Below are 26,163 nucleotides of genomic sequence, written 5' to 3'. Positions count from 1 at the left end.
GCCTACCAGACCGTCCGGTCGCTGTCGGGATCGCGCAGCTGCGGCGGCGTGACGATGGGTTCGCCCTGCGCGTTGGCGAAGTCGATCAGGGGCTGGCGGCGGACCTCCAGGCAGGCGGCGCGCTTGGCGGCGACCGCCGCGTCGTCCTCGGTGCCGCCGAACAGGCCGGCGATCCAGGGCACGGACCGTTCGCCGTCGGGGATCGCGATCTGGACGAAGTTCATCAGCGGCCGGCACAGCTCGGCGGTCAGCGGCGCCGTCGCGTCGACGATCGGCGCTTGGCGCAGCGATGTCCGGTAGTCCTCGACGGTCTGCGCCGACGCCGGGCCGGACGCCAGCGCGGCCACGGCCATGACGGGTGCGAAAACCTGCAATGTTGCAAGTGCGAAGCGGCGCATGCGGTGCTCCCCTGGATCGCCGGTGTTTGTGCGACGAACAAAGACTTGACACGGACGCGCCGATTTCCGGAATCCGCGATGCGTTCCGGTTTCGTGCGCCCCGTTGCCCTTGCCCTTCGTGTGGATTCGCGCTACGAACCCGCGACGAATTCTAAGGGCGCTGGACCCCTAAGGAAAGAAAATCCACCCGGTTCGGACCCCCGCTGTATGGGGGTGCTCATGCTCAGGGAACGCTCCATGGCACGCAAGAAGATCGCGCTCGTCGGTGCCGGCCAGATCGGCGGCACGCTGGCCCTCCTGGCCGGCCTCAAGGAATTGGGCGACGTCGTCCTGTTCGACATCGCCGAGGGCATGCCGGAAGGCAAGGCGCTCGACCTGGCCGAGACGGCGCCGGTCGAGGGCTTCAACGCCAAGCTGTCCGGCGGCAACGACTACTCGGTGATCGCCGGTGCCGACGTGGTGATCGTCACCGCCGGCGTGCCGCGCAAGCCGGGGATGAGCCGCGACGACCTGATCGGCATCAACACCGGGGTCTGCCAGACCGTCGGCGAGGCGATCAAGGCGCACTGCCCCAACGCCTTCGTCATCGTCATCACCAACCCGCTCGACGTCATGGTGTGGGTGCTCCAGCAGGCCTCCGGGCTGCCGCCGGAGAAGGTGGTCGGCATGGCCGGCGTGCTCGACAGCGCCCGCTTCCGCTACTTCCTGGCCGACGAGTTCGACGTGTCCGTCGAGGACGTCACCGCCTTCGTGCTGGGCGGCCACGGCGACACCATGGTTCCGCTGGTCCGCTACTCCACCGTCGCCGGCATCCCGCTGCCCGACCTGGTGAAGATGGGCTGGACCACCCAGGAGCGGCTGGACGCCATCGTCCAGCGCACCCGCGACGGCGGTGCGGAGATCGTCAAGCTGCTGAAGACCGGCTCGGCCTTCTACGCCCCGGCGGCGTCGGCCATCACGATGGCCGAGAGCTATCTCAAGGACCAGCGCCGGCTGCTGCCGTGCGCCGCCTACCTGACCGGCCAGTACGGGGTCGACGACCTGTACGTGGGCGTCCCGGTCATCATCGGTGAGAACGGTGTCGAAAAGATCGTCGAGATCGAGATGGACGCCGAAGAGAAGAAGATGTTCGACCACTCCGTCGATGCTGTGAAGCAGCTCGTCGCCGTGGTGAAGAAGCAGCAGGCAGACAAGGCCGCCTCGTAAGAGGCGGCCTTTTTTGCCGAACGGGGCCTGCTCGCGCCGCTCGGGACGGACGGTTGAACGCGCCGCCCGAGGTGGTAAAGTACCGCCGGCCGCACGCCGGAGGGGATAAACCCTCCGGCCGAGACGGCCGAAGCTTCCGACGCGTCAGCCCTGCGTCCGCCCATCGTCAGCCGATCAAATTCAGATGGACGCCCGATGAACATCCATGAGTACCAGGCCAAGGGCCTGCTGAAGAAGTACGGCGTCGCGGTGCCCCGCGGCGGCGTCGCCTACACGCCCCAGGAGGCCGAGACCGTCGCCCGCGAGCTGGGCGGCCCGGTCTGGGTCGTCAAGTCGCAGATCCACGCCGGCGGCCGCGGCGCCGGACGGTTCAAGGACAACCCCCAGGGCAAGGGCGGCGTGCGCGTCGTCAAGTCGGTCGAGGAGGTCGGCGAGAACGCCGGCGCCATGCTGGGGCAGATCCTGGTCACCAAGCAGACCGGCCCCGAGGGCAAGGAAGTCAAGCGCATCTACGTCGAGGAAGGCGCCGACATCAAGCGCGAGCTGTACCTCGGCATGCTGATCGACCGCGCCACCGGCCGGGTCACCGTCATCGCCTCCACCGAGGGCGGGATGGAGATCGAGGAGGTCGCGGCCGAGCACCCGGAGAAGATCATCAAGGTCGCCATCGACCCGGTCACCGGCATCCAGGGCTACCACTGCCGCAAGGTCGCCTTCGGGCTCGGCCTCGAGGGCAAGCAGGTGGGCGCCGCCACTAAGTTCCTGATCGGCATGTACCAGGCGTTCGTCGAGCTGGACTGCTCCATCGTCGAGATCAACCCGCTGATCGTCACCGGCTCGGGCGAGGTCCTGGCGCTCGACGCCAAGATGAACTTCGACGACAACGCGCTCTTCCGTCACAAGGACGTCGAGGAGCTGCGCGACGAGTCCGAGGAGGACCCGGCGGAGATCGAGGCGGCCAAGCACAGCCTCAACTACGTCAAGCTCGACGGCAACATCGGCTGCATGGTCAACGGCGCCGGCCTGGCGATGGCGACCATGGACATCATCAAGCTCTACGGCGGCGAGCCGGCGAACTTCCTGGACGTCGGCGGCGGCGCCACCAAGGAGCGCGTCACCGCGGCCTTCAAGCTGATCCTCTCCGACGCCAACGTCGAAGGCATCCTGGTCAACATCTTCGGCGGCATCATGCGCTGTGACGTGATCGCCGAGGGCGTGGTCGCCGCCGCCCGCGAGGTGCACCTGCACGTGCCGCTGGTGGTGCGCCTGGAGGGCACCAACGTCGATCTCGGCAAGAAGATCCTCGCCGAATCGGGCCTGCCGATCCTGTCGGCCGACAACCTGGCCGACGCCGCCGAAAAGGTCGTCAAGGCCGTGAAGGAGGCCAAGTAAGATGGCTGTTCTCGTCGATTCCAACACGAAGGTCATCTGCCAGGGCTTCACCGGCGCCCAGGGCACCTTCCACTCCGAGCAGGCGATCGCCTACGGCACCAAGATGGTCGGCGGCGTGACGCCGGGTAAGGGCGGCACCACCCACCTCGACCTGCCGGTGTTCGACACCGTCGCCGACGCCGTCGCCAAGACCGGCGCCAACGCGTCGGTCATCTACGTGCCGCCGCCGTTCGCCGCCGACGCGATCCTCGAGGCGATCGACGCCGAGATCCCGCTGGTGGTGTGCATCACCGAGGGCATCCCGGTGCTCGACATGGTGCGGGTGAAGCGGGCGCTGGCCAACTCCGGCACCCGTCTGATCGGCCCGAACTGCCCCGGCATCATCACCCCGGACGAGTGCAAGATCGGCATCATGCCGGGCCACATCCACAAGCGCGGCCGCATCGGCATTGTCTCCCGCTCCGGCACGCTTACCTATGAGGCGGTGGCCCAGACGACGGCGGCCGGCCTCGGCCAGACCACCTGCATCGGCATCGGCGGCGACCCGGTCAACGGCACCAACTTCGTGGACTGCCTGGAGCTGTTCCTGAAGGACCCGGAGACCGAGGGCATCATCATGATCGGCGAGATCGGCGGCGACGCCGAGGTCAAGGGCGCCGAGTTCGTCAAGGAGTCCAAGACCAAGAAGCCGGTCGTCGGCTTCATCGCCGGCCGCACCGCCCCGCCGGGCCGCCGCATGGGCCACGCCGGTGCGGTGATCTCGGGCGGCAACGACACCGCCGACTTCAAGATCGAGTTCATGAAGTCGGCCGGCATCGCCGTCGCCGACAGCCCGGCGAGCCTCGGCTCGACGATGCTGTCGATCATGAAGGGCTGACGGACCACGGGCGGCCGGAGGCGGGGCGGGCGACCACCGCCGCCGCCGGCCTGCCATGCGCCGGACGCCCCTGAATCCCGTGAACCGGGGTTCGGGGGCGTTCGTATCAACGAAGGGGCCGAACGGTCCCGCGATAACAACCTCGGACGCTAGGGAACGCGCGGCGCACGCCCGCGGCGAAGACGATGTCGGTGAATCTGGAGAAGTCCTCGTTCCTGTTCGGCTCGAACGCCAGCTACGTGGCCGAGCTCTATGCCCGCTTCCTGCAGGACCCCAACGCGGTCGACCAGAGCTGGAGCGGCTTCTTCAAGGAGCTGGACGACGACACCCGCGAGGTGCTCGACGAGCTGCGCGGCGCGTCCTGGACCCTGCGCGACGGCAACGGCGCCAACGGCGCCGACGACGTGGTGGCGGCCTCCCTGGCCGAGCCGGCCGTCCCGGCGCCGGGTGCGGGGCCGATGTTCGCCCACACCCAGGCGGTGTTCGGCGGCGTCAGCCACGACCAGCTCCGCCAGGCCGTGCTCGACAGCATCCGCGCCCTGATGCTGATCCGCGTCTACCGCGTGCGCGGCCACATGAACGCGCATTTCGATCCGCTCAACCTGGAAAAGCGCCAGCCCCATCCCGAGCTGGATCCGGCGACCTACGGCTTCGGCCCCAACGACTACGACCGGCCGATCTTCCTGAACTACTCGCTGGGGCTGGAGACGGCGACGCTGCGCCAGATCCTCGACGTGCTGCAGAAGACCTACTGCGGCAACATCGGCGTCGAGTTCATGCACATCCAGTCGCCGGACCAGAAGGCGTGGATCCAGGAGCGCATCGAGGGGGCGCGCAACCAGACCGACTTCACCGTCAACGGCAAGCGCGCCATCCTGGAGCGCCTGACCGCCGCCGAGTGCTTCGAGAAGTTCCTTCAGATGAAGTACACCGGCACCAAGCGCTTCGGCCTGGAGGGCGGTGAGTCGCTGATCCCGGCGCTCGAGCAGATCCTCAAGCGCGGCGGCCAGCTCGGCCTGCGCGAGGTGGCGCTGGGCATGGCCCACCGCGGCCGCCTCAACGTGCTCGGCAACTTCATGGGCAAGCGCTTCGCTGCGATCTTCTCCGAGTTCCAGGGCAACCCCTCGGCGCCGGAGAACGTGCAGGGCTCGGGCGACGTGAAGTACCATCTCGGCACCTCGTCCGACCGCGACTTCAACGGCAACGTCGTCCACCTCTCGCTGACCGCCAACCCGTCGCACCTGGAGTGGGTCAACCCGGTGGTGCTGGGCAAGGTGCGCGCCAAGCAGATGCAGCGCCGCGACGACGAGCGCGACCAGGTCTGCGGCCTGCTGCTGCACGGCGACGCCGCCTTCGCCGGCCAGGGCATCGTCGCCGAGACGCTCGGCCTGTCGGAGCTGCGCGGCTACCGCACCGGCGGCACGATCCACTTCATCATCAACAACCAGATCGGCTTCACCACCAACCCGCACTTCTCGCGCTCGGGCATCTACTGCTCCGACATGGCGAAGATCGTGCAGGCGCCGATCTTCCACGTGAACGGCGACGATCCCGAGGCGGTGGTGCACGTCAGCCGCATCGCCATCGAGTTCCGCCAGCGCTTCAAGAAGGACGTGGTGGTCGACATGGTGTGCTACCGCCGCCACGGCCACAACGAGGGCGACGAGCCGGGCTTCACCCAGCCGATCATGTACAAGGTGATCCGCCAGCACCCGACGACGCGCGACCTCTACGCCCGCCAGCTCGTCGCCGAGAGCGTCATCACCGAGGGCGAGGGCGAGCAGATCGTCCAGGACTTCATGAAGAAGCTGGACGAGGAGTTCGAGTCCTCGACCTCCTTCAAGCCCAACAAGGCCGACTGGCTGGAGGGCAAGTGGCTCGGCATCGAGGGCGCCACCTCCGACGAGGACCTGCGCGGCAAGACCGACGTCGCCATGGACCTGCTGAAGGAGGTCGGCCTCAAGCTCTGCGAGGTGCCGGACGGCTTCCGCATCAATTCCAAGATCGCCCGCCAGCTCGAGGCCAAGCGCAAGGCCATCGAGACCGGCGGCCCCATCGACTGGGCGACGGCCGAGGCGCTGGCCTACGGCACCCTGCTGGTCGAGGGCACGCCGGTCCGCCTGTCCGGCCAGGACTCCGGCCGCGGCACCTTCTCGCACCGCCACGCCGTGGTCTACGACCAGGAGACCGAGGACAAGTTCGTCGCCCTGAACCACCTGCGCCCCGGCCAGGCCCCGTTCGAGGTGCACGACAGCCCGCTTTCCGAGGCCGCGGTGCTGGGCTTCGAGTACGGCTACTCGCTGGCCGAGCCGCACGCCCTGGTGCTGTGGGAGGCGCAGTTCGGCGACTTCGCCAACACCGCCCAGACCATCATCGACCAGTTCATCAGCTCCGGCGAGTCGAAGTGGCTGCGCATGTGCGGCCTGGTCATGCTGCTGCCGCACGGCTACGAGGGGCAGGGGCCGGAGCACTCGTCGGCGCGGCCCGAGCGCTTCCTGCAGATGTCGGCCGAGGACAACTGGCAGATCTGCAACGTCACCACGCCGGCGAACCTGTTCCACGTGTTCCGCCGCCAGATCCGCCGCAACGTCCGCAAGCCGCTGGTGCTGTTCACGCCGAAGTCGCTGCTGCGCCACAAGCTGTGCGTGTCGGACCTGACCGAGATGGCGGAAGGCTCCTCGTTCCTGCGGGTCATCCCGGAGACCGGCACCGACCTGGTGGCGGGCGACAAGGTCCGCCGCGTCGTCGTCTGCACCGGCAAGGTCTACTACGACCTGCTGCAGGAGCGCATGGCGCGCAACGTCAAGGACGTCGCCATCGTCCGCACCGAGCAGCTCTACCCGTTCCCCGCCAAGGGGCTGGCCGCGGAGTTCGCCAAGTACCCGAACGCCGAGGTCGTCTGGTGCCAGGAGGAGCCGGAGAACCAGGGCGCCTGGTTCTTCATGGACCGTCGCATCGAGGCCTGCCTCGCCGGCATCGGCCACACCGCCAAGCGGCCGGTCTATGTCGGCCGCCCCGCCAGCGCCTCGCCGGCCTCCGGCCTCCTGAAGCGGCACAACCAGGAACAGGCGAAGCTCGTCGACGAGGCGCTGACGGTCCGCTGACGGCACGCCAGGGAAAGAACAAGAAGGACGCGAGAGAGGACAATGGCTACGGAAATCAAGGTTCCCACCCTGGGTGAGTCGGTCTCCGAGGCGACCGTCGCCCGCTGGCTGAAGAAGGTCGGCGACTCGGTCGGCGCCGATGAGCCGCTGGTCGAGCTGGAGACCGACAAGGTGACCCTGGAGGTGCCCGCCCCGGGCGCCGGGACCTTGGCCGAGATCATCGCCGCCGAGGGCGCCAACGTCGGCGTCGACGCCGTGCTCGGCATCATCGCCGACGGCGCCGCCGCGCCCTCGGAGGTGGCCAAGCCGATCCAGGCGAAGCCGGCTCCCGCCGCCGCTCCGGCGCCGGCCGCCGCTCCCGCTCCCGCTGCCGCCCCCGCCGCCGGGGTCATGCCGTCGGCCCAGAAGATGATCGCCGATCAGGGGCTGAACGCCGCCGACATCGCCGGCACCGGCAAGGGCGGGCGCGTCACCAAGGGCGACGTCATCGACCACGTGGAGAAGCCGGCCGCACCCAAGGCCGCGCCCGCCGCCGCTCCGGCCGCGCCGCAGAAGTACCAGTGGGCCGCCGGCACCCAGGGCGACCGTCCGCGCGCCGCCCAGGAGGAGCGCGTGCGCATGACGCGCCTGCGCCAGCGCATCGCCGAACGCCTGAAGGAGGCGCAGAACAGCGCCGCCATGCTCACCACCTTCAACGAGGTGGACATGAGCAACGTCATGGCCCTGCGCAACGAATACAAGGACTACTTCGAGAAGCGCCACAAGGTGCGCCTCGGCTTCATGTCCTTCTTCGTCAAGGCGGCGATCCAGGCGCTCAAGGAGATCCCGGCGGTGAACGCCGAGATCGACGGCACCGACCTGGTCTACAAGAACTATTACGACATCGGCGTCGCCGTCGGCACGCCGCAGGGCCTGGTGGTTCCCATCGTCCGCGACGCCGACAAGATGAGCTTCGCCCAGGTCGAGGCGAAGATCGGCGAGCTCGGCAAGAAGGGCCGCGACGGCAAGCTCTCCATGGACGAGCTGACGGGCGGCACCTTCACCATCTCCAACGGCGGCGTCTACGGCTCGCTGATGTCGACGCCGATCATCAACCCGCCGCAGTCGGCCATCCTCGGCATGCACAAGACCATGGAGCGCGCCGTGGTGATCGACGGCAAGGTCGAGGTGCGGCCGATGATGTACCTGGCGCTGTCCTACGATCACCGCATCATCGACGGCAAGGAGGCGGTCACCTTCCTCGTCCGCCTCAAGGAGTGCATCGAGGACCCGCGGCGCCTGCTGCTGGACGTCTGATACCGCCGGGCACCCCATCTCGCTGCCCTTTGGCAGGGGCGAGGCGGATGGGGTGGGGCGGGCGGTGCGACCGGCACCGCGCGGCAACGGGGCGCCGGCCGACGGGCCGGCGCCCCGCCTTTTGCGTGCCACGGCGGGCGTGGCGGTGCGCGCCCGGTTCCGTTATGGTCGGCCGACACCAAGCGCAGCCTGTTGGTGCGGAGCCCGCATGCCGTTCACCTGGTCCAGAGACGCCAGCCGCGCCATCGTCTCCCTCGGCACGTTTCTGATCGCCTTGATCAGCATGCTCGGCGCCGCCGAGATCTATCTGGAACACCAGAGGACCGTCGAGGCGGCCTATTCCCGCCTCGAGAACCTGGCGCGCATCGTCGACGAGGGCATATCCGGGCGGATGCGCGCCGTCGACCTGATGCTGCAGGACGTCGGGCGCGAGTCCGGAACGGCCCGCTCCGCGGCCGGCGAGGGGGCCCTGGTCGCCTACATGAAGGCCCGCGCCGCCTCCTTCGAGGAGGTGCGCAACCTCTCGGTCACCGACCGCACCGGCGTGATCGCCCACACCACCCTTCCCGAGATCAAGGGGTTCGATGCCCGCGAACGGCCCTATTACCGGGAGCCGCTGAACGCCGGAGACCGTGACCGCCTGTTCGTCATCGGACCGATGAAGGCCAGCACGGGAGCGGTGTTCATCTTCGCCTCGCGCGCCAAGGAGACGGCGGACGGTCGGTGGGACGGCGTCGTCGTGGCGAGCCTGCCGCCGGCCTATTTCGCGTCGATCCTGGAGACGATCCGTCCGCAGGACGACGGTTTCGCCGCCCTGATGACGGCCGACGGCACCATCGTCGCCGGCGCTCCCGACCAGGACCGTTACCTCGGCGTGAAGGTCGGTCCCGGCAGCGGCTTTGCCGATCACCTGGCGTCGGGACAGCGGATGACCCGCGCCTATGCGGACCTGAAGCCCCTGGACCCGCACAGCCGGTTCGTCGTGACGCGCTCGACCGCGGTTCCCGAATTGCTGGTCGCCGTCGGCCTGAGCACCGACACGGCGCTCGCCGGGTGGCGCCGCCACGCCGTCGTCAAGGGCACGGTGCTGGCGACGCTCGCGGTGTTCATGGCGGTCGTGCTGCGTCTGTTCTTCAAGCGCGAGCGGGACCTGCGGGTCCAGCGCAACTTCGCCACCAACCTGATCGAGTCCGCCAACGCCATGGTGGTCGGGCTCGACCGCGAGGGGGCCATCATCGTCTTCAACGGGGCGGCCGAAGCGCTGAGCGGCTACCGCAAGGACGAGGTGCTCGGCCGTTCCTGGTTCGAGACCCTGATGCCGCGCGACCGCTTCCCCGACGGCGACGAGCCGTTCTTCGACGCGATCCGCCAGGGGCGGCCGGGGCTGCAGCGGTTCGAAGGCCCGATCCTGACCCGGGGCGGCGCGGAGCGGATCATCGCCTGGCAGATCTCCTGGACGCCGACGGGCCGCCTCGCCTCGCTGTTCTTCGGGATGGACATGACCGACCGCCTGGCGGTGGAGCGGGAACTGCTGGAGAGCCAGAGGTTCCTCAAGGCGGTCACCGACAACACCCCGGGCATGGTCGGCTACTGGGACGCCGACCTGCGCTGCCGCTTCGCCAACCGCGCCTATCTCGAATGGTTCGGGAGGGACGCCGGCGCGATCCTCGGCCGTTCGATCCGGGATCTGCTGGGCGACCGCCTGTTCGCCCTCAACGAGCCGTACATCCGCGCCGCCCTGGCCGGCGAGCCGCAGGTCTTCGAGCGCACCCTGACCAAACCCGGCGGGGAGGTCGGCTACACCTGGGCCCACTACATCCCCGACGTCGACCGCGACAGCGGCCGGGTCGCCGGTTTCTTCGTGCTGGTCACCGACGTGACGGCGCTGAAGCTGGCGGAGGTGCGGCTCCAGGCGGTCAGCCGCCGCCTCGCCCTGGCGACCCGGGCCGGCGGGATCGGCGTGTGGGACTACGATCCCGGCAACGGCACGCTGGTCTGGGACGACCGCATGTTCGCCCTCTACGGCGTGGCGCCGGTGGACGACCATGCGACCTACGCGCTGTGGCGCGCGCGCTGCCATCCCGACGACGTCGACCGGGTGGACGCCGAGTTCTCGGCGGCCCTGAACGGGGCGGGGGCCTTCGACACGGAGTTCCGCGTCGTCACCCCGGCCGGCGAGGTCCGCCACATCAAGGCCGCGGCGCTGCTGGAGAAGGATGCCGACAGCGCCACCGGGCGGATGGTCGGCGTCAACTACGACATCACGCCGCTGCGCGAGGGCGAGCGGGCGCTCGCCGAGGCCAAGGTGCGCGCCGAGCTGGCGAGCCGGGCCAAGAGCGAGTTCCTCGCCAACATGAGCCACGAGATCCGCACCCCCATGAACGCCATCATGGGGCTGTGCCACCTTCTCGCCGGCACCGGGATGGAGCCGCTGCAGCGGGACTACGTCGCCAAGATCGACTCCGCCGCCCGCTCGCTGCTGGGCATCATCAACGACATCCTCGACTTCTCGAAGGTCGAGGCCGGGCGCCTGGAGCTGGAACGCTCGCCCTTCCGGCTGGCCGATCTGATGGACGGCCTCGCCACCGTGATGTCGGTCAGCGCGGCGGCCAAGGACCTCGAACTGATCATCCGCGTCGATCCCGACGTGCCCGGCCATCTCCAGGGCGACCCGCTGCGGCTGCAGCAGATCCTCATCAACCTGACGGGAAACGCCATCAAGTTCACCAACGCCGGCGCGGTGGTGGTGCGCGTCCACCGCGCCGGCGGCGACGGCGACCGGGTCGTCCTGCGGTTCGAGGTCGCCGACACGGGCATCGGCATCGCCGCCGCCGATCGCGCCCGGCTGTTCGACGCCTTCTCCCAGGCCGACAGCTCCACCACCCGCCGCTTCGGCGGGTCCGGCCTCGGACTGGCGATCAGCAGGCGGCTCGTCGACCTGATGGGCGGCAGCATCGAGGTCGAGAGCGAGGAGGGGAAGGGCAGCACCTTCCGCTTCACCGTTCCCTTCGCGCCCGCCCCGCCGCAGGAATCGGTCCCGCCCGTCGCGGATCGCGGCCTCGACGTCCTCGTCGTCGACGATCACGACGGCGCCCGCGAGGCGCTCGCCGCCGCCGTTTCCGGGTTCGGCTGGCACGCGGAGTGCGTCGGCTCGGCCGAGGAGGCCCTGCCGCGGGTGTGGGAGCGCCGCGGCCGGTCCCGGCCCTACGACCTGCTGATCGTCGATTGGACCCTGCCCGGCATGGACGGTCTGACCCTCGGCCGGGCGGTCCGCGACGCCGACGGGCCGCTGCGCACGCCGATCGTCCTCACGGTGCCGGCGTTCCGCCGGGACGAGGTGACGAAGAGCCCTGACGCCGGCTGCGTGGACGCGATCCTGGTGAAGCCGCTCACCGCCTCGGCCCTGCTGAACGCGGTGTTGGCGGCCAGGGCGGCGCGGGAGAAGGGGACGGACTTCCTGGTCCGTGCCGCGGGGGCGGCCGAGTCCCGGGGCCCCGCGCTCGACGGCGTCCGGCTGCTGATGGTCGAGGACAACGCCATCAACCAGGAGGTGGCGCGGCGGATCCTCGAACGCGAAGGAGCGGAGGTCACGGTCGCCAACAACGGCGAGGAGGCCGTTGCCCTCCTCGCCGCCTCGCCCCGGCGCTTCGACGCCGTCCTCATGGACATCCAGATGCCGGTCATGGATGGCTACGAGGCGACCCGGCGCATCCGCCGCATGCCCGATCTGGCCGGGCTGCCCGTCATCGCGCTCACCGCCGGCGCCCTCGCCTCCGAGCGCCAGAGGGCGCAGGACGCCGGGATGGACGGCTTCGTCACCAAGCCGTTCGACGTCGCCACGATGATCCGCACCGTCCGCCACCATCTCGCCGGGGCGGCGCCGGGCGCCGCAGGCCCCGGTCCGGTGCCGCCGCCCGCCCCGTGGCCGGCCGTTTCCGGCATCGACGGGCGGCAGGCGTTCGACCGCCTGGGCGGCGACGCGGCCCTGTTCGGTGCCCTGCTCGCCGGTCTGGTGCGCGAGTTCGACGGCACCGTCGCCGCGGTCCGCGACCTCCTGGCGGCGGGCGATCCGGCGGCGGCGTTGCGGCGCCTGCACACCCTGCGCGGCGCGGCGGGCAACGTCGGCGCCGTGGCGGTCGCCGCCCTGGCCCTGGACGCGGAGGCGGCGATCCGGAGCGGCGACCGCGACGCCGTGGACGATCGCCTGGCGCGTCTCGACGGCGCGTCGGCATCCCTGTTCGCGGCGATCCGGACGGCAGGGGCCGCCGAGGCCTCCGGCGCCCGGCAAGCCGACGGTGCCGATCTGAGCGCCCTGCTCGACCGCCTCGACCGCCGCGCCATGGACGCGGTCGACCTGTTCGCCACCCTGCGCCCCGCCGTTGCCGCGGTGGCCGGCGCCGATCGGACGCACCGCATCGCCGACGCCGTCGACGGTCTGCGCTTCGCCGAGGCGGCGGCGCTGCTGCGCGAGGCGGTCGACGGGCTCACGACGCCGGCAGCGCGTCCCTGACGGGTGCCGCGTTCAGTGCCGGCGGGTCCTCGCGCAGCTCGGCGCGCAGGCAGTCCGCGAATTCCTGGACCAGCGGCGCCTCGGCTCGGGTGTCGGGCAGGCACAGGGAGTAGGTGTAGCGCAGCTCCGCCGCGCAGGGGCGCACCTCCACGCCGTTGGCCGACCAGGCCTTGGCGGCGAACGGCTCGAACAGGCCGATGCCGAGGCCGGCGGCGACCAGGCTGTAGGCGGTGTGGGAATGGGGCGTGGCGACCCGCCGGCGCAGCCGGACGCCGGCCTCCTCGAAGAGGTGGTCGATGCGGCTCCAGTCGATCGGCGTCGAGGGCAGCACGCCGACGAAGTCCTGCCCGTCGAAATCGGCCACCTCGATCACCGCCTTGGCGCACAGGGGATGGCCCGCCGGCAGGGCGCAGATGAAGCGGGCCTCGATCAGCGGCTCTTGGAGCACGCCGGGGACGTTGGCGAAGCTCACCGACATGGCGGCGTCGGCCTGGCGGGCCTGCAGGCTCTCCAGGATCTCGGTCGGGTGCAGGATCTCCAGGTTCACCGTCACCGCGGGGTGGCGGTCGAGGAAGCGGCGGATCGCCCCCGGCATCACCGAGGAGGAGAGGGCGGGCAGGGCGCAGACGGTGAGATGGCCGGTCTGGGCGCCGCGGATCTGCTCGGCCACCCGCTCCAGCTTCTCCATGCCGACGAACGAGCGCTCCACCGCGGTGTAGAAGCGCAGCCCCTCGGTGGTCGGCGTGAGGCGCCCGCCGCTGCGGCTGAACAGCCGGAAGCCGACGGCGTCCTCCAGGTCGGCGATCAGCCGGCTGGCCGAGGGCTGGGCGATCCGCAGCATCGCCGCCGCCCCGGTCACCGAACCCGTCAACATGGCCGCCCGGAACGCCTCGACCTGCCGGAACCGCATCGCCGTCCTCCCGCCGCCCATAGTATTTGCGCATGACGCGCTGGCAAAAAGCTATTTGACACTCTGCCTTGCGGCTTGTCATCGTTTTGTCGTCGAACATGCCTGAAGAGCCCGGCGCACGGGCCGCCATCGGGAGGCAAGGAACAGGGTAGAGAGACCGCGTGGAGCCTCGATCGAAGGACATGATCGGGCGGCTCGTGTCGTTCGACACGGTGTCGTCGCGTTCGAACCTGGCGCTCATCGACTGGGTTCGGGATTACCTGGACGGCTTCGGCGTCGCCAGCCGGCTCGTCCCCAACGAGGACGGCACCAAGGCGAACCTGTTCGCCACCATCGGCCCGCCGGCCGAGGGCGGGGTGGTGCTGTCGGCCCACACCGACGTGGTGCCGGTGGACGGCCAGCCCTGGGACACGGATCCCTTCGCGGTGGTCGAGCGCGACGGGCGGCTCTACGGCCGCGGCACCGCCGACATGAAGAGCTTTCCCGCGGTGGCCCTGGCGCTGCTGCCGGAGATGCGCGACGCCGGGCTGAAGCGGCCGATCCACCTGGCGCTGTCCTACGACGAGGAGGTCGGCTGCTTCGGCGCCCCGCACATGATCCGCCGCATGGTGGCGGAGCTGCCGCGCCCCGCCGCCGTGATCGTCGGCGAGCCGACCTCGATGCGCACGGTGATCGCCCACAAGGGCACCTACGCCCTGCGCACCACGGTGACCGGCCACGAGGCCCATTCGAGCCAGCTCGACCGCGGCGTCTCGGCGGTGATGACGGCGGCCCGGCTGGTGCGCTTCATCGCCGACATGACGGCGGAGAACGCGGCCAGCGCCGATCCCGACAGCCCGTTCGACCCGCCCTACACGACCCTGCACGTCGGCACCTTCTCCGGCGGCACGGCGCTCAACATCATCTCCCGCCACGCCGAGTTCCTGTGGGACATCCGTCCCGTCACCGGCGACGACTGGAGCCGCTACCTCGCCCGCTTCGAGACGTTCTGCCGTGACGAGGTGCTGCCGGAGATGCGGCGCGTGGCGCCGGGCTGCACCATCCGCACCGAGGTGCTGGCCGGCGCCCCCGGCCTGGCGCCCGAGCCCGACAGCGAGGCGGCGTCGCTGGTGCGCGCGCTCACGGGACGCAACGACACCGCGGTGGTGCCCTACGGCGCCGAGGCCGGGCAGTTCCAGGAGGCCGGCTTCTCCACCGTCATGTGCGGCCCCGGCTCCATCGACCAGGCCCATCAGCCCAACGAGTTCATCGAGACCGCCCAGGTCGCCGCGTGCGAACGATTCCTGCGCGGCCTCATCCAGCGCCTCGCGGCCTGACGGGAGGCGGTTCGCAACGACAAGAACCCGACGACCAACAGCAGGGGATCTCACGACATGACGCGCACGCCGCTTCTTCTCCGCTCCGCCGCCGCCGTCGCGCTGGCCGGCGCCCTCGCCGCCGCCGGCGGGGCCCAGGCGCAGACCCTGCGCTGGTCCTACCAGGGCGACGCCACCACGATGGACCCGGACGGTCTCAACGAGACCTTCACCCTGGGCTTCCAGGGCAACATCTACGAGCCGCTGGTCGGCTACGACAAGGACCTGAAGCTGGCGCCGCTGCTCGCCGAGTCGTGGGAGAACCCGGAGCCGACGAAGTGGGTCTTCCACCTGCGCAAGGGCGTCACCTTCCACAACGGCAACCCCTTCACCGCCGACGACGTGATCTTCTCGTGGAAGCGCTCGCTGACCGAGGGCTCCGACATGAAGGGGTACGGCGCCAAGGCGGAGGCGGTGAACAAGATCGACGACCACACGGTCGAGGTGATCACCAAGTCGCCCAACCCCATCCTGCCGCGCGAGTGGGTGTTCCTCTACATGATGGACAAGGAGTGGGCCGAGGCGAACAACACCACGGAATCCACCAACGTCAAGGGCTCCAACCAGGGCAACCACGCCAACATGCACGCCAACGGCACCGGGCCGTTCATGCTGGCGGAGCGGCAGCCCGACGTGAAGACGGTGCTGAAGCGCTTCCCCGACTACTGGGACAAGGGCATCAAGACCAACGTGCAGGAGGTGGTCTTCACGCCGGTGTCGCAGCCGGCCACCCGGGTGGCGGCGCTGCTGTCGGGCGAGATGGACATCATCCAGCCCGTGCCGGTGCAGGACTGGGACCGCCTGGAGAGCGCCCCCGGCGTCAGGCCGCTGACCGGCGCCGAGGCGCGCGCCGTCTTCATCGGCATGGACCAGGTCCGCGACGAGCTGCTCTACTCCGACGTCAAGGGCAAGAACCCGTTCAAGGACCCGCGGGTGCGCGAGGCGGTGGTGCGCGCCGTCGACATCAAGGCGATCAACCAGAAGATCATGCGCGGCGCCGCCCAGCCGCTGGGCTCGCTGATCGCGCCGCCGATCAACGGCTACGCCGAGAGCTTCGGCGCGCCCTACGCGCCGGACCCCGAGAAGTCGAAGAAGCTGCTGGCCGAGGCCGGCTATCCCGACGGCTTCACCGTCACCCTCGACTGCCCCAACGACCGCTACGTCAACGACGAGAAGGTCTGCCAGGCGGTGGCCGGCATGCTGGCCAAGGTCGGCATCAAGGTCGACCTGCTGGCGCAGACCAAGGGCAAGTATTTCGGCAAGGTGCTGGCCCAGGCGGGCTACGACACCTCCATGTACCTGCTGGGCTGGACCCCGTCCTCGATCGACGCCCACAACGCGCTGCTGAACCTGGCGGCCTGCCGCAACAAGGAGACCCAGGCCGGCCTCTTCAACCTCGGCGGCTATTGCAACCCGAAGGTGGACGAGCTGACCCAGAAGGTCGGCTCCGAGACCGACCAGGCCAAGCGCGACGCCATGATCAAGGAGGCGTTCACCATCGTCCATGACGAGTACGGCTACCTGCCGCTGCACGCCCAGCCCCTGTCCTGGGGCGTGCGCGACGGCGTCGAGGTGGTCCAGCGCGCCGACGACGTGCTCGACCTGCGCTCGGTGGTGGTGAAGTAAGTTCGGCCATCGAACCCCCCTCCTGACCTCCCCCCACTCGCGCGGGGGGAGGAAAGAGCCCTCCCCCGCGTGAGTGGGGGAGGGTTGGGTGGGGGGCCAACGCGGGAACGCCCCCATGCCCACCTTCATCCTCAAGCGTCTGCTGCAGTCGGTGCTGGTCATCCTGGCGGTGGCGCTGATCGCCTTCTCGCTGTTCCGCTACGTCGGCGATCCCATCAACGCCATGGTCGGCCAGGACACCACCCTGGAGCAGCGCGAGGCGCTGAAGGAGCGGCTCGGCCTCAACGACCCGTTCCTCGTCCAGTACGGCCGCTTCGTGGTGAACGCGGCGCAGGGCGAGTTCGGCATGTCCTACCGCCACCGCCGGCCGGTCGGCGAGCTGCTGGCCGAGCGGCTGCCGGCGACCCTGGAGCTCTCCATCGTCTCCATGGTGATGGCGCTGGCGCTCGGCGTGCCCATGGGGGTCTACACCGCGCTGAAGCGGCACGGCGTGGTGGCCAAGACCTTCATGACGGTGTCGCTGGTCGGCGTGTCGCTGCCGACCTTCCTGATCGGCATCCTGCTGATCCTGGTGTTCGGCGTGTGGCTGCGCTGGCTGCCCACCTTCGGGCGCGGCGAGGTGGTCGATCTCGGCGGCTGGACCACCGGGCTGCTCACCCGCTCCGGGCTGGAGGCGCTGATCCTGCCGGCGATCACCCTCGCGCTGTTCCAGATGACGCTCATCATGCGCCTCGTGCGTTCGGAGATGCTGGAGGTGCTGCGCACCGACTTCATCAAGTTCGCCCGCGCCCGCGGCCTGCCGGACCGGCTGGTCAACTTCCGCCACGCCCTGAAGAACACGCTGGTGCCGGTCATCACCATCACCGGCCTGCAGCTCGGCTCGATCATCGCCTTCGCCATCATCACCGAGAGCGTCTTCCAGTGGCCGGGCATGGGGCTGCTGTTCATCCAGGCGATCCACACCGTCGACATCCCGGTGATGGCGGCGTACCTGTGCCTGATCGCCTTCTTCTTCGTCGTCATCAACCTGATCGTCGACCTGCTGTACTTCGCGGTCGATCCCCGGCTGCGGGTCGGCCGGGCGCACGGCTGAAGGAGAGGGAACCATGGCCGACCTGCGCATGACCGCCTGGGCCGCCGGCGTCGCCGACAGCGACCTCTGGCACAGCTTCAAGTCGTCCCCCGTCACCGTCGCCTCGGCGGTGCTGGCGCTGGTGCTGGTGGCGGCGGCGCTGGCGGCCCCCTGGATCGCCCCGCACAACCCCTTCGACCTGGCGTCGCTCGACATCATGAACGCCAACCTGCCGCCGGTGTGGGAGGCGGACGGCGATGCCGCGTTCCCGCTGGGCACCGACGACCAGGGGCGCGACGTGCTCTCGGCGATCCTCTACGGCTCGCGCATCTCGCTGCTGGTGGGCTTCGCCTCGGTGGTGTTCTCGGTGGTGCTGGGGGTCGGGCTGGGGCTGGTCAGCGGCTACGTCGGCGGGCGGGTCGACGCCGTCATCATGCGCGTCGCCGACGTCCAGCTCTCCTTCCCGGCGATCCTCATCGCCCTGCTCATCGACGGCGTGGCGCGCGGCCTGCTGCCGCGCCACATGCACGAGGACATGGCGCTGTACGTGCTGGTCTTCGCCATCGGCATCTCCGGCTGGGTGCAGTACGCCCGCACCGTGCGCGGCGCCGCCATGGTCGAGGGCCGCAAGGAGTACGTGCAGGCCGCCCGCATCATCGGCATCGGTCCGGCCACCATCCTGTGGCGCCACATCCTGCCCAACGTCATGGGGCCGGTGCTGGTGATCGCCACCATCCACCTGGCGCTCGCCATCATCACCGAGGCGACCCTGTCCTTCCTCGGCGTCGGCCTGCCGCCGACCACGCCGTCGCTCGGCACCCTGATCCGCATCGGCAACGACTACCTGTTCTCCGGCGAATGGTGGATCTCCATCTTCCCCGGCATCGTGCTGGTCCTCCTGGTGCTGTCGGTCAACCTTCTGGGCGACTGGCTGCGCGACGCCCTCAACCCGAAGCTACGCTGAGGTGCCGCCGATGCCATCCCCCGCCCTGCTCGACATCGCCGACCTGCGGGTCGAGTTCCCCAGCCGCCGCGGCGTCTTCGTCGCCGTCGACGGCGTCACCCTGGCGGTCCGCCCCGGCGAGATCCTCGGTGTGGTCGGCGAGTCCGGGGCCGGCAAGTCGACCATCGGCAACGCCGTGATCGGCCTGCTGGAGCCGCCCGGGCGCATCGGCGCCGGCGCCATCCGCCTCGACGGCCGGCGCATCGACGACCTGAGCGAGGCCGAGAAGCGGCGCATCCGCGGCCGCCGCATCGGCATGATCTTCCAGGACCCGCTGACCTCGCTCGATCCGCTGCAGACCATCGAGAGCCAGCTCGTCGAGACGATCCGCCTGCACCTCGGCCTCGACGCCAAGGCGGCGGCGGGGCGCGCCGTCGACCTGCTGCGCCGGGTCGGCATCCCCGAGCCGGAGCTGCGGGTCAAGCAGTACCCCCACCAGTTCTCCGGCGGCATGCGCCAGCGGGTCGTCATCGCGCTGGCGCTGTGCGCCGAGCCCGAGGTGGTGGTGGCCGACGAGCCGACCACCGCGCTGGACGTCTCGATCCAGGCGCAGATCCTCGACCTGCTGAAGCGCCTGTGCCGGGAGCGCAAGGTCGGCATGATCGTCATCACCCACGACATGGGGGTGATCGCCGAGATCACCGACCGGGTCGCCGTGATGTACCGCGGCCGGCTGGTGGAGGAGGGGCCGACCGCCAAGATCCTCGGCGACCCCGACCACGCGTACACCCGCGCCCTGATCGGCGCCGTGCCGCGCCCGGACGTACGCCTGGAGCGATTCCCGTACGTCGACTACATCGAGGGCATCGCCGCCCGCCCGCCGGCCATCGACCTGCGCGACCACTGGCTGGGCAAGGCCCGCGACTTCGGCGCCAAGGGGGACGGGCCGCTGCTGGCGGTCGAGGACCTCGGCATCCGCTTCGTCATGAACAACGCGTGGCTGGAGCGCAACCGCCGCTACCTCGACGCGGTGAAGGGCGTCGACTTCGCCATCCGGCCGGGCGAGACCTTCGGCCTGGTGGGAGAGAGCGGCAGCGGCAAGTCGACGGTGGCGCGCCTGATCACCGGCCTCTACCGCCCGGCCGCGGGGCGGGTGCTGTTCGACGGCACCGACCTGACGGCGATCCGCCGCGACCGCGACCTCAACCCGTTCCGCCGGCAGATCCAGATGATCTTCCAGGACCCCTACTCGTCCTTGAACCCGCGCATGCGGGTGCTCGACATCGTCGCCGAGCCGATCCGCTTCCACCGCCTCGCCGGCAGCCGGGCCGAGGTGGAGCGCATCGTGCGCGACCTGCTCGACCATGTCGGCCTGGGGGCGAAGGCGGCGGAGAAGTTCCCGCACGAGTTCTCCGGCGGCCAGCGTCAGCGCATCTGCATCGCCCGCGCGCTCGCCACCCGGCCGCGCTTCCTGGTGTGCGACGAGCCGACCTCGGCGCTCGACGTCTCGATCCAGGCGCAGATCCTCAACCTGCTGAAGGACCTGCAGGACGAGCTGGGGCTGACCATGCTGTTCATCAGCCACGACCTGCCGGTGATCCGCCAGATGTGCGACCGGGTCGGCGTGATGCGCCACGGACAGCTTCTCGAGGTGGCGGCCACCGAGGACCTGTTCGAACGCCCGCAGCATCCCTACACCCGCGAGCTGCTGACCCTGATGCCCCATTTCGGCGGCCTGACGGAAAAGGCGCGCGACGTGGGTTAGGGCGGTGGCCGCCGCGGACCCCCACCCAACCCTCCCCCACTGCGCGGGGGAGGGCTCTTTCCTCCCCCCGCGAAGTGGGGGGAGGTCAGGAGGGGGGACCGGCGCGACCGCTCTCACACCATCCACTGGAGATCCTGAGACATGCTGTTCCGCGGAGGACGCATCTTCGACGGCCGCCGGGCCCTCGACGACGGCTTCGCCGTCCTGCTCGACGGCGCCCGCATCGCCCGGGTGGCGCCGGCGGCGGAGTTCGCCGGCTACGCCGGGCCGGTGGTCGACACCACGGGCCGCACCCTGCTGCCCGGCCTGATCGACTGCCACGTCCATCTCTGCTACGTCGGCAGCCCGGACCCGCGCGGCACCATGCAGAAGATGTCGACCGGCCAGCTCGTCCTGACCATGCTGGCCAACGCCCAGAAGACCTTGGCCGGCGGTGTCACGGCGGTGCGCGACTGCGGCGGCAAGGACCACCTGGAGTTCGCCGTGCGCGACGCGGTGGAGCAGGGCACCTTCCGCGGTCCGACCATCCGCGCGGCGGGGCGCATGATCTGCATGACCGGCGGCCACGGCAACACCCTGGCCCGGGTCGCCGACGGCTGCGACGAGGTGGTCAAGGCGGTGCGCGAGCAGGTGCACGCCGGCTGCGACCTCGTCAAGATCATGGCGACCGGCGGGGTCATGACCCCCGGCGTCGACCCGCGCGACGCCCACTACACCGCCGAGGAGATGAAGGCCGGCGTGCACGAGGCCAAGCGCTTCCGCCGCAAGACCGCCAGCCACGCCCAGGGCACCGAGGGCATCCTCAACGCCGTGCGCGCCGGCATCGATTCCATCGAGCACGGCATCTACATGGACGAGCGCTGTCTGGAGGAGATGCTGGCCGCCGGCACGTTCCTGGTGCCCACCGTGTCGGCCGTGCAGAACATCGTCGGCAACGCCGCCTCCGGCGCCATCCCGCCCTACGTCGTGGAGAAGGCCCGCGCCGTCGCCGAGCACCACCGCGAGTCCTTCCGCATGTACCACCGCGCCGGCGGCCCCATCGCCATGGGCACCGACGCCGGCACCCCCTTCAACCGCCACGGCGAGAACGCCCAGGAGCTGGCCTGGATGGTGGAGTGGGGCATGAGCCCGGCCGAGGCGCTGGTCGCCGGCACGGCACGCGGCGCCGAGCTCATGGGGCTGGAGGACCGCGGCGTCCTGATCGACGGCGCCGCCGCCGACCTGCTGCTGGTGCGCGGCAACCCCATGGAGGAGATTGCCGCCGCCGCCGATCCGGCCAATCATGTCGCCGTCTACAAGAACGGCGCGCCCTACGCTTTGCTGTGAAAGGCCCTTCGATGACCGCCTCCCTTCCCGTCGACGCCGTGCTCGCCCCCGTCCTGGCAGAGGTCGACCGCGCGTTCGAGGATTCCGTCGGCCGCCTCTGCGACCTGCTGCGCATCCCCAGCGTCTCCACCAAGCCCGAGCACGCGCCGGACGTGCGCCGCGCCGCCGCGTGGCTGCGCGGCGAGCTGGCCGGCCTCGGCTTCGAGGCCTCGGTGCGCGACACCGCGGGGCACCCCATGGTGGTCGCCCACCATCCCGGCCCCGGCACGGCCGGCGGCCCGCACCTCCTCTACTACGGCCACTACGACGTGCAGCCGGCCGAGCCGCTGGAGCTGTGGAACAGCCCGCCCTTCGAGCCGGCCATCGTCGAGGCGCAGCACGGCCGCCGCCTCGTCGCCCGCGGCGCGGTGGACGACAAGGGCCAGGTGATGACCTTCCTGGAGGCCTTCCGCGCCTGGCACGCGGTCCACGGCACCCTGCCGGTGCGGGTCAGCGTGCTCCTCGAGGGCGAGGAGGAGACCGGCAGCCCCAGCCTCGTGCCGTTCCTGAAGGCGAACGCCGCGGAGCTGAAGGCCGACGTCTGCGTCATCACCGACACCAACTCCTGGGACATCGAGACGCCGGCCATCACCACCCGGCTGCGCGGCCTGCTCTACGTCGAGGCGACCCTGCACGGGCCGAGCCACGACCTGCATTCCGGCCTGTTCGGCGGCGCCGTGCTCAACCCGATCAACGCGTTGACCCGCATCCTCGGGCAGATCCACGACGACCAGGGGCGGGTGCGGTTCCCCGGCTTCTACGACGACGTCGGCGAGCCCTCGGCCGAGGAGCTGGCGATGTGGCGGGAGCTCGGCTTCGACGAGGCGGCCTTCCTCAACGGCGTCGGCCTCAGCGCGCCGGCCGGCGAGGCCGGGCGTTCGCTGCCCGAGCGGCTGTGGTCGCGGCCGACCTGCGACATCAACGGCATCTGGGGCGGCTACACCGGCGAGGGCGCCAAGACGGTGATCGCCGCCAAGGCCACCGCCAAGTTCTCCTGCCGCCTCGTCGGCGACCAGGACCCGGCGAAGATCCTCGCCGGCATCCGCACCTTCCTGGAGGAGCGGACGCCGCCCGACGGCCGCTGGGAGATCCGCACCTTCGGCCAGTCCCCGGCCTTCCGGGTGCCGGCGGATTCGACCTACCTGCGCGCGGCCATGGCCGGGCTCGGCGACGTCTACGAGAACAAGGCGGTGCTGCTGGGCAGCGGCGGCTCGATCCCGGTGGCCGGCTATGTGCGGGACGTGCTGGGCTACGACACCATCCTCGTGGGCTTCGGCCTGGACGACGACCGCATCCATTCGCCCAACGAGAAGTTCGAGCTGAAGTGCCTGCACAACGGCATCCGCGCCCACGCCGCCATGCTGGCGCGCTTCGCGGCGCTGGAGGGGTAGGCGCCAGCCGCAGGGGGACACTCGTGATCACCGACGTCGACGACTTCTTTTCCAAGGGATGCGGACGTTGCGAGCGCTTTGCCACGCCCGACTGTTCGGCGCGGCTGTGGTCGCGCGGTCTCGACGATCTCCGCAGCCTATGCCGCGACTCCGGGCTCGTGGAGACGGTGAAATGGGGGCATCCCTGCTACATGAAGGCCGGCAGGAACATCGCGATCCTCGGCGCCTTTCGCGGCGACTTCCGCCTCAGTTTCTTTGACGCCGCGTTGTTGAAAGACCCCGAAGGCGTTCTCGAGAAGCAGGGGCCGAACACGCGGCATCCCGGCACGATCCGCTTCACAGACAGCACGCAGGTGGCGGAGATGGCGCCAGTCATCCGGTCCTATCTGAACGAAGCGATGGGCTATGCGGAGGCCGGGGTCAAGCCGCCGAAGGAGGAGCGCGCGATCGACCTGCCGGACGAGCTGGTCGAGGCCTTGGATGCCGATCCCGAACTGGCGGAGGCGTTCCACAGCCTGACGCCGGGCCGGCAGAGAAGCTACGTGATCAATCTCGCCTCGGCGAAGCAGTCCGCAACACGCGTCGCCCGCATCGCCAGGTTCCGCGGCAACATCCTGTCGGGGAAAGGTGCGACAGAGCGGTGACCTGAGCGTTCGACCACGCCACGATTCGCCGTGAAAGGCCCTTCGATGACCGCCTCCCATCCCCTCGGCGCCGTGCTGGCCGAGGCCGGCCTCTCGCAGACGGGGAGAGGAGAGTCCGGCCACGGCGCACAGACGGGTGCCGTCTCCCGGTCCCCAAGGTAGGTCGTCATGGTGGCCGACAGAGACCTCGTCCTGGTCGGCGGCGGGCACGCCCACGTCCAGGTGCTCAAGCGCTTCGGCATGACGCCGGAACCGGGCGTGCGGCTGACCCTGATCGCCCGCGACGTCGAGACGCCCTATTCCGGCATGCTGCCGGGCTACGTCGCCGGCCACTACCGGCACGACGACATCCACATCGACCTGCTGCGCCTCGCCCGCTTCGCCGGCGCCCGGCTGATCCACGACGAGGCGGTGGGGCTGGACCGCGCCGCCGGCCGCGTGCTGTGCCGCGGCCGGCCGCCGGTCCGCTACGACCTGCTGTCCCTCGACATCGGCTCCACCCCCAGGGCCGACGAGGTGCCGGGGGCGGCCGAGCACGCCGTGCCGGTCAAGCCGGTCGACCGGCTGGCGGCGCGCTGGCAGGCGCTGGTGGCCGAGGCGGAGGCGGCGTCGCGCCCGCTGACGGTGGCGGTGGTCGGCGGCGGGGCGGCCGGGGTGGAGCTGGCGCTGGCGATCGGCCACCGGCTGGGGCCGCGGGTGCGCCTCGCCCTGGTCACCCGCGGCGGCCTGCTGGAGCGCCACAACGGCCGTGTCCGCGCGGCGCTCTGCCGGGTCCTGGCGGCGCGCGGCGTCGCCTTGCACACGGATGCCGCCGTGGTGGCGGTGGAGGCGGGGGCGCTGCGGCTGGCCGACGGCCGGCGGCTCGCCGCCGACCGGGTGCTGTGGACCACCCAGGCCGGCGCCGCCCCCTGGCTGGCGGACACCGGGCTGGCGCTGGACGCCGACGGCTTCGTGCGGGTCGACACCACCCTGCGCGCGGTCGGCGAGGAGCGGGTGTTCGCCGCCGGCGACGTCGCCTCCATGGACGGGCACCCCCGCGACAAGGCCGGCGTCTTCGCCGTCCGCCACGGCCCGCCGCTGGCGGAGAACCTGCGCCGCGCCTTGCGGGGGCGGCCCCTGCGCCCGTTCGTGCCGCAGACCCGGTTCCTCGGCCTGATCGCCACCGGCGACCGCTCCGCCGTCGCTTCGCGCGGGCGCCTGTGCGCCGAGGGACGCTGGGTGTGGTGGTGGAAGGACCGCATCGACCGCCGCTTCATGCGCGCCTTCCAGGACCTGCCGGAGATGCCGCCCGCCTCCATGGCGACGGCGGAGATGCGCTGCGGCGGCTGTGCCGCCAAGGTGCCGGCGGCGGCGCTGGGGCGCGTCCTGGAACGCCTCGGCGGCATCGACCAGCGCGACGACGCCGCGGTGATCGAGCCGCCGGGCGACGGTCGCGTCCTGGTGCAGACGGTCGACCATTTCCGCGCCTTCGTCGACGATCCCTACGTCTTCGGCCGGATCGCCGCCACCCATGCGCTGGGCGACATCCACGCCATGGGGGCGGAGCCGCTGGTGGCGCTCGCCATCGCCGGGGTGCCGCCGCACGCGCCGGAGCTCGTCGAGGAGGACCTGTTCCACATGCTGGCCGGCGCCCGGGCGGTGCTGGAGGCGGCCGGCGCCCGCCTGGTCGGCGGCCACAGCGCCGAGGCCGCGGAGACGGCGCTGGGCTTCGCGGTGACCGGTGTCGCCGACCCGGCGCGCCTGCTGCGCAAGGGCGGCCTGCGGCCCGGCGACCGGCTGGTGCTGACCAAGGCGCTGGGCACCGGCACCCTGCTGGCGGCGGCCATGCGCGGCGGCGTGCGGGCCCGCGCCGTCGCCGCGGCGCTGGCGGCGATGCAACAGCCGGCCGGCCCGGCGGCCGCCTGCCTGCTGGCCCACAGCGCCACCGCCGCCACCGACGTGACCGGCTTCGGCCTCCACGGCCACCTGATGGAGATGCTGGAGGCCTCCGGCACCGACGCCGTCCTGGACCTCGACGCGGTGCCGGCGCTGCCCGGCGCCCTCGACACGCTGGCCGCCGGCTGGCTCAGCACCCTGCATCCCGCCAACGCGGCCGGCCGCCGCCTGGACGCCGACGGCCCCCGCGCGGCGCTGCTGTTCGACCCGCAGACCGCCGGCGGCCTGCTGGCCGGCCTGCCGGCCGACCGCGCCGACGCTTGCGTCGCGGCGCTGCGCGCGCTCGGCTGCGCCGACGCCGCGGTGATCGGCACGGTGACGGTGCGGGCGGGGGAGGGGGCGCGGGCGGCGATCGGGTGAGCCGCCGCGTCGGC

The 26,163-nt window shown here is 70.9% G+C and carries 17 protein-coding genes; 15 read left to right on the top strand and 2 right to left on the bottom strand.

Going from position 1 to position 26,163, the window contains the following annotated elements; all coding sequences use genetic code 11:
* Nucleotides 1–2: 2 nt before the first annotated feature.
* Nucleotides 3–353 (bottom strand): hypothetical protein, encoded by a 351-nt coding sequence (locus ACSBPG_RS14855; RefSeq protein ID WP_435537958.1) that lies wholly within the window; start codon nt 351–353, stop codon nt 3–5.
* A 282-nt stretch (nt 354–635) separates the two neighbouring features.
* Between ACSBPG_RS14855 and mdh the strand changes: the two genes are divergently transcribed.
* From mdh to ACSBPG_RS14825, 6 genes are all read left to right on the top strand, one after another.
* Nucleotides 636–1,604, top strand: a complete 969-nt coding sequence (gene mdh, locus ACSBPG_RS14850) for a malate dehydrogenase (protein WP_435537957.1) — start codon at nt 636–638, stop codon at nt 1,602–1,604.
* Between the two features lie 195 nt (nt 1,605–1,799).
* Complete coding sequence (sucC, locus tag ACSBPG_RS14845; RefSeq protein ID WP_435537956.1) at nt 1,800–2,996, top strand: ADP-forming succinate--CoA ligase subunit beta; 1,197 nt, start codon at nt 1,800–1,802, stop codon at nt 2,994–2,996.
* Between the two features lies 1 nt (nt 2,997).
* Nucleotides 2,998–3,873 carry a succinate--CoA ligase subunit alpha gene (gene sucD / locus ACSBPG_RS14840; RefSeq protein ID WP_435537955.1) on the top strand — a complete coding sequence of 292 codons (876 nt, stop codon included), beginning with the start codon at nt 2,998–3,000 and terminating at the stop codon, nt 3,871–3,873.
* Nucleotides 3,874–4,058: 185 nt separating this feature from the next.
* A complete protein-coding gene (locus ACSBPG_RS14835) occupies nt 4,059–6,977 on the top strand; it encodes a 2-oxoglutarate dehydrogenase E1 component (RefSeq protein ID WP_435537954.1) in 2,919 nt (972 codons plus the stop codon).
* A 42-nt stretch (nt 6,978–7,019) separates the two neighbouring features.
* The gene (gene odhB, locus ACSBPG_RS14830) at nt 7,020–8,273 is read left to right on the top strand and encodes a 2-oxoglutarate dehydrogenase complex dihydrolipoyllysine-residue succinyltransferase (protein WP_435537953.1); all 1,254 of its coding nucleotides are present in this window, start codon (nt 7,020–7,022) and stop codon (nt 8,271–8,273) included.
* A gap of 208 nt (nt 8,274–8,481) precedes the next feature.
* Nucleotides 8,482–12,783, top strand: a complete 4,302-nt coding sequence (locus ACSBPG_RS14825; RefSeq protein ID WP_435537952.1) for a response regulator — start codon at nt 8,482–8,484, stop codon at nt 12,781–12,783.
* Here ACSBPG_RS14825 and ACSBPG_RS14820 read toward each other — a convergent pair.
* Complete coding sequence (locus ACSBPG_RS14820; protein ID WP_435537951.1) at nt 12,758–13,693, bottom strand: LysR substrate-binding domain-containing protein; 936 nt, start codon at nt 13,691–13,693, stop codon at nt 12,758–12,760. The two genes, ACSBPG_RS14825 and ACSBPG_RS14820, sit on opposite strands and share 26 nt — an antisense overlap.
* A gap of 161 nt (nt 13,694–13,854) precedes the next feature.
* Between ACSBPG_RS14820 and argE the strand changes: the two genes are divergently transcribed.
* The 9 genes from argE (at nt 13,855) to selD (ending at nt 26,149) form a co-directional block, all read left to right on the top strand.
* Complete coding sequence (gene argE / locus ACSBPG_RS14815; RefSeq protein WP_435537950.1) at nt 13,855–15,009, top strand: acetylornithine deacetylase; 1,155 nt, start codon at nt 13,855–13,857, stop codon at nt 15,007–15,009.
* Nucleotides 15,010–15,066: 57 nt separating this feature from the next.
* Nucleotides 15,067–16,674: an ABC transporter substrate-binding protein gene (locus tag ACSBPG_RS14810; RefSeq protein WP_435537949.1), complete on the top strand. Its 1,608-nt coding sequence runs from the start codon at nt 15,067–15,069 to the stop codon at nt 16,672–16,674.
* Nucleotides 16,675–16,789: 115 nt separating this feature from the next.
* Entirely contained in the window at nt 16,790–17,767 is a 978-nt protein-coding gene (locus tag ACSBPG_RS14805; RefSeq protein ID WP_435537948.1) for an ABC transporter permease, read from the top strand.
* Nucleotides 17,768–17,780: 13 nt separating this feature from the next.
* Nucleotides 17,781–18,710 carry an ABC transporter permease gene (locus ACSBPG_RS14800; protein WP_435537947.1) on the top strand — a complete coding sequence of 310 codons (930 nt, stop codon included), beginning with the start codon at nt 17,781–17,783 and terminating at the stop codon, nt 18,708–18,710.
* Nucleotides 18,711–18,720: 10 nt separating this feature from the next.
* Nucleotides 18,721–20,454: a dipeptide ABC transporter ATP-binding protein gene (locus tag ACSBPG_RS14795; RefSeq protein ID WP_435537946.1), complete on the top strand. Its 1,734-nt coding sequence runs from the start codon at nt 18,721–18,723 to the stop codon at nt 20,452–20,454.
* A gap of 141 nt (nt 20,455–20,595) precedes the next feature.
* On the top strand, nt 20,596–21,780 hold the full coding sequence (locus tag ACSBPG_RS14790; RefSeq protein ID WP_435537945.1) for an amidohydrolase family protein: 1,185 nt from the start codon (nt 20,596–20,598) through the stop codon (nt 21,778–21,780).
* Between the two features lie 11 nt (nt 21,781–21,791).
* Nucleotides 21,792–23,210, top strand: a complete 1,419-nt coding sequence (locus ACSBPG_RS14785; protein ID WP_435537944.1) for a dipeptidase — start codon at nt 21,792–21,794, stop codon at nt 23,208–23,210.
* A gap of 23 nt (nt 23,211–23,233) precedes the next feature.
* Entirely contained in the window at nt 23,234–23,854 is a 621-nt protein-coding gene (locus ACSBPG_RS14780) for a YdeI/OmpD-associated family protein (protein ID WP_435537943.1), read from the top strand.
* A 168-nt stretch (nt 23,855–24,022) separates the two neighbouring features.
* Nucleotides 24,023–26,149 carry a selenide, water dikinase SelD gene (selD, locus tag ACSBPG_RS14775; RefSeq protein WP_435537942.1) on the top strand — a complete coding sequence of 709 codons (2,127 nt, stop codon included), beginning with the start codon at nt 24,023–24,025 and terminating at the stop codon, nt 26,147–26,149.
* The last annotated feature ends 14 nt before the right edge of the window (nt 26,150–26,163 follow it).

This window comes from Azospirillum sp. ST 5-10 (assembly GCF_051225715.1).
GTDB lineage: Bacteria > Pseudomonadota > Alphaproteobacteria > Azospirillales > Azospirillaceae > Azospirillum.
This window is presented reverse-complemented; position numbering and strand designations above follow the sequence as displayed.

Coding starts and splice junctions, on each gene's coding strand:
- ACSBPG_RS14835 (WP_435537954.1), top strand. CDS start 4,059: ATGTCGGTGAATCTGGAGAAGTCCTCGTTCCTGTTCGGCTCGAACGCC.
- ACSBPG_RS14795 (WP_435537946.1), top strand. CDS start 18,721: ATGCCATCCCCCGCCCTGCTCGACATCGCCGACCTGCGGGTCGAGTTC.
- ACSBPG_RS14820 (WP_435537951.1), bottom strand. CDS start 13,693: ATGCGGTTCCGGCAGGTCGAGGCGTTCCGGGCGGCCATGTTGACGGGT.
- ACSBPG_RS14810 (WP_435537949.1), top strand. CDS start 15,067: ATGACGCGCACGCCGCTTCTTCTCCGCTCCGCCGCCGCCGTCGCGCTG.
- ACSBPG_RS14790 (WP_435537945.1), top strand. CDS start 20,596: ATGCTGTTCCGCGGAGGACGCATCTTCGACGGCCGCCGGGCCCTCGAC.
- sucC (WP_435537956.1), top strand. CDS start 1,800: ATGAACATCCATGAGTACCAGGCCAAGGGCCTGCTGAAGAAGTACGGC.
- ACSBPG_RS14825 (WP_435537952.1), top strand. CDS start 8,482: ATGCCGTTCACCTGGTCCAGAGACGCCAGCCGCGCCATCGTCTCCCTC.
- ACSBPG_RS14785 (WP_435537944.1), top strand. CDS start 21,792: ATGACCGCCTCCCTTCCCGTCGACGCCGTGCTCGCCCCCGTCCTGGCA.
- ACSBPG_RS14805 (WP_435537948.1), top strand. CDS start 16,790: ATGCCCACCTTCATCCTCAAGCGTCTGCTGCAGTCGGTGCTGGTCATC.
- ACSBPG_RS14800 (WP_435537947.1), top strand. CDS start 17,781: ATGGCCGACCTGCGCATGACCGCCTGGGCCGCCGGCGTCGCCGACAGC.
- ACSBPG_RS14855 (WP_435537958.1), bottom strand. CDS start 353: ATGGCCGTGGCCGCGCTGGCGTCCGGCCCGGCGTCGGCGCAGACCGTC.
- mdh (WP_435537957.1), top strand. CDS start 636: ATGGCACGCAAGAAGATCGCGCTCGTCGGTGCCGGCCAGATCGGCGGC.
- odhB (WP_435537953.1), top strand. CDS start 7,020: ATGGCTACGGAAATCAAGGTTCCCACCCTGGGTGAGTCGGTCTCCGAG.
- sucD (WP_435537955.1), top strand. CDS start 2,998: ATGGCTGTTCTCGTCGATTCCAACACGAAGGTCATCTGCCAGGGCTTC.
- selD (WP_435537942.1), top strand. CDS start 24,023: ATGGTGGCCGACAGAGACCTCGTCCTGGTCGGCGGCGGGCACGCCCAC.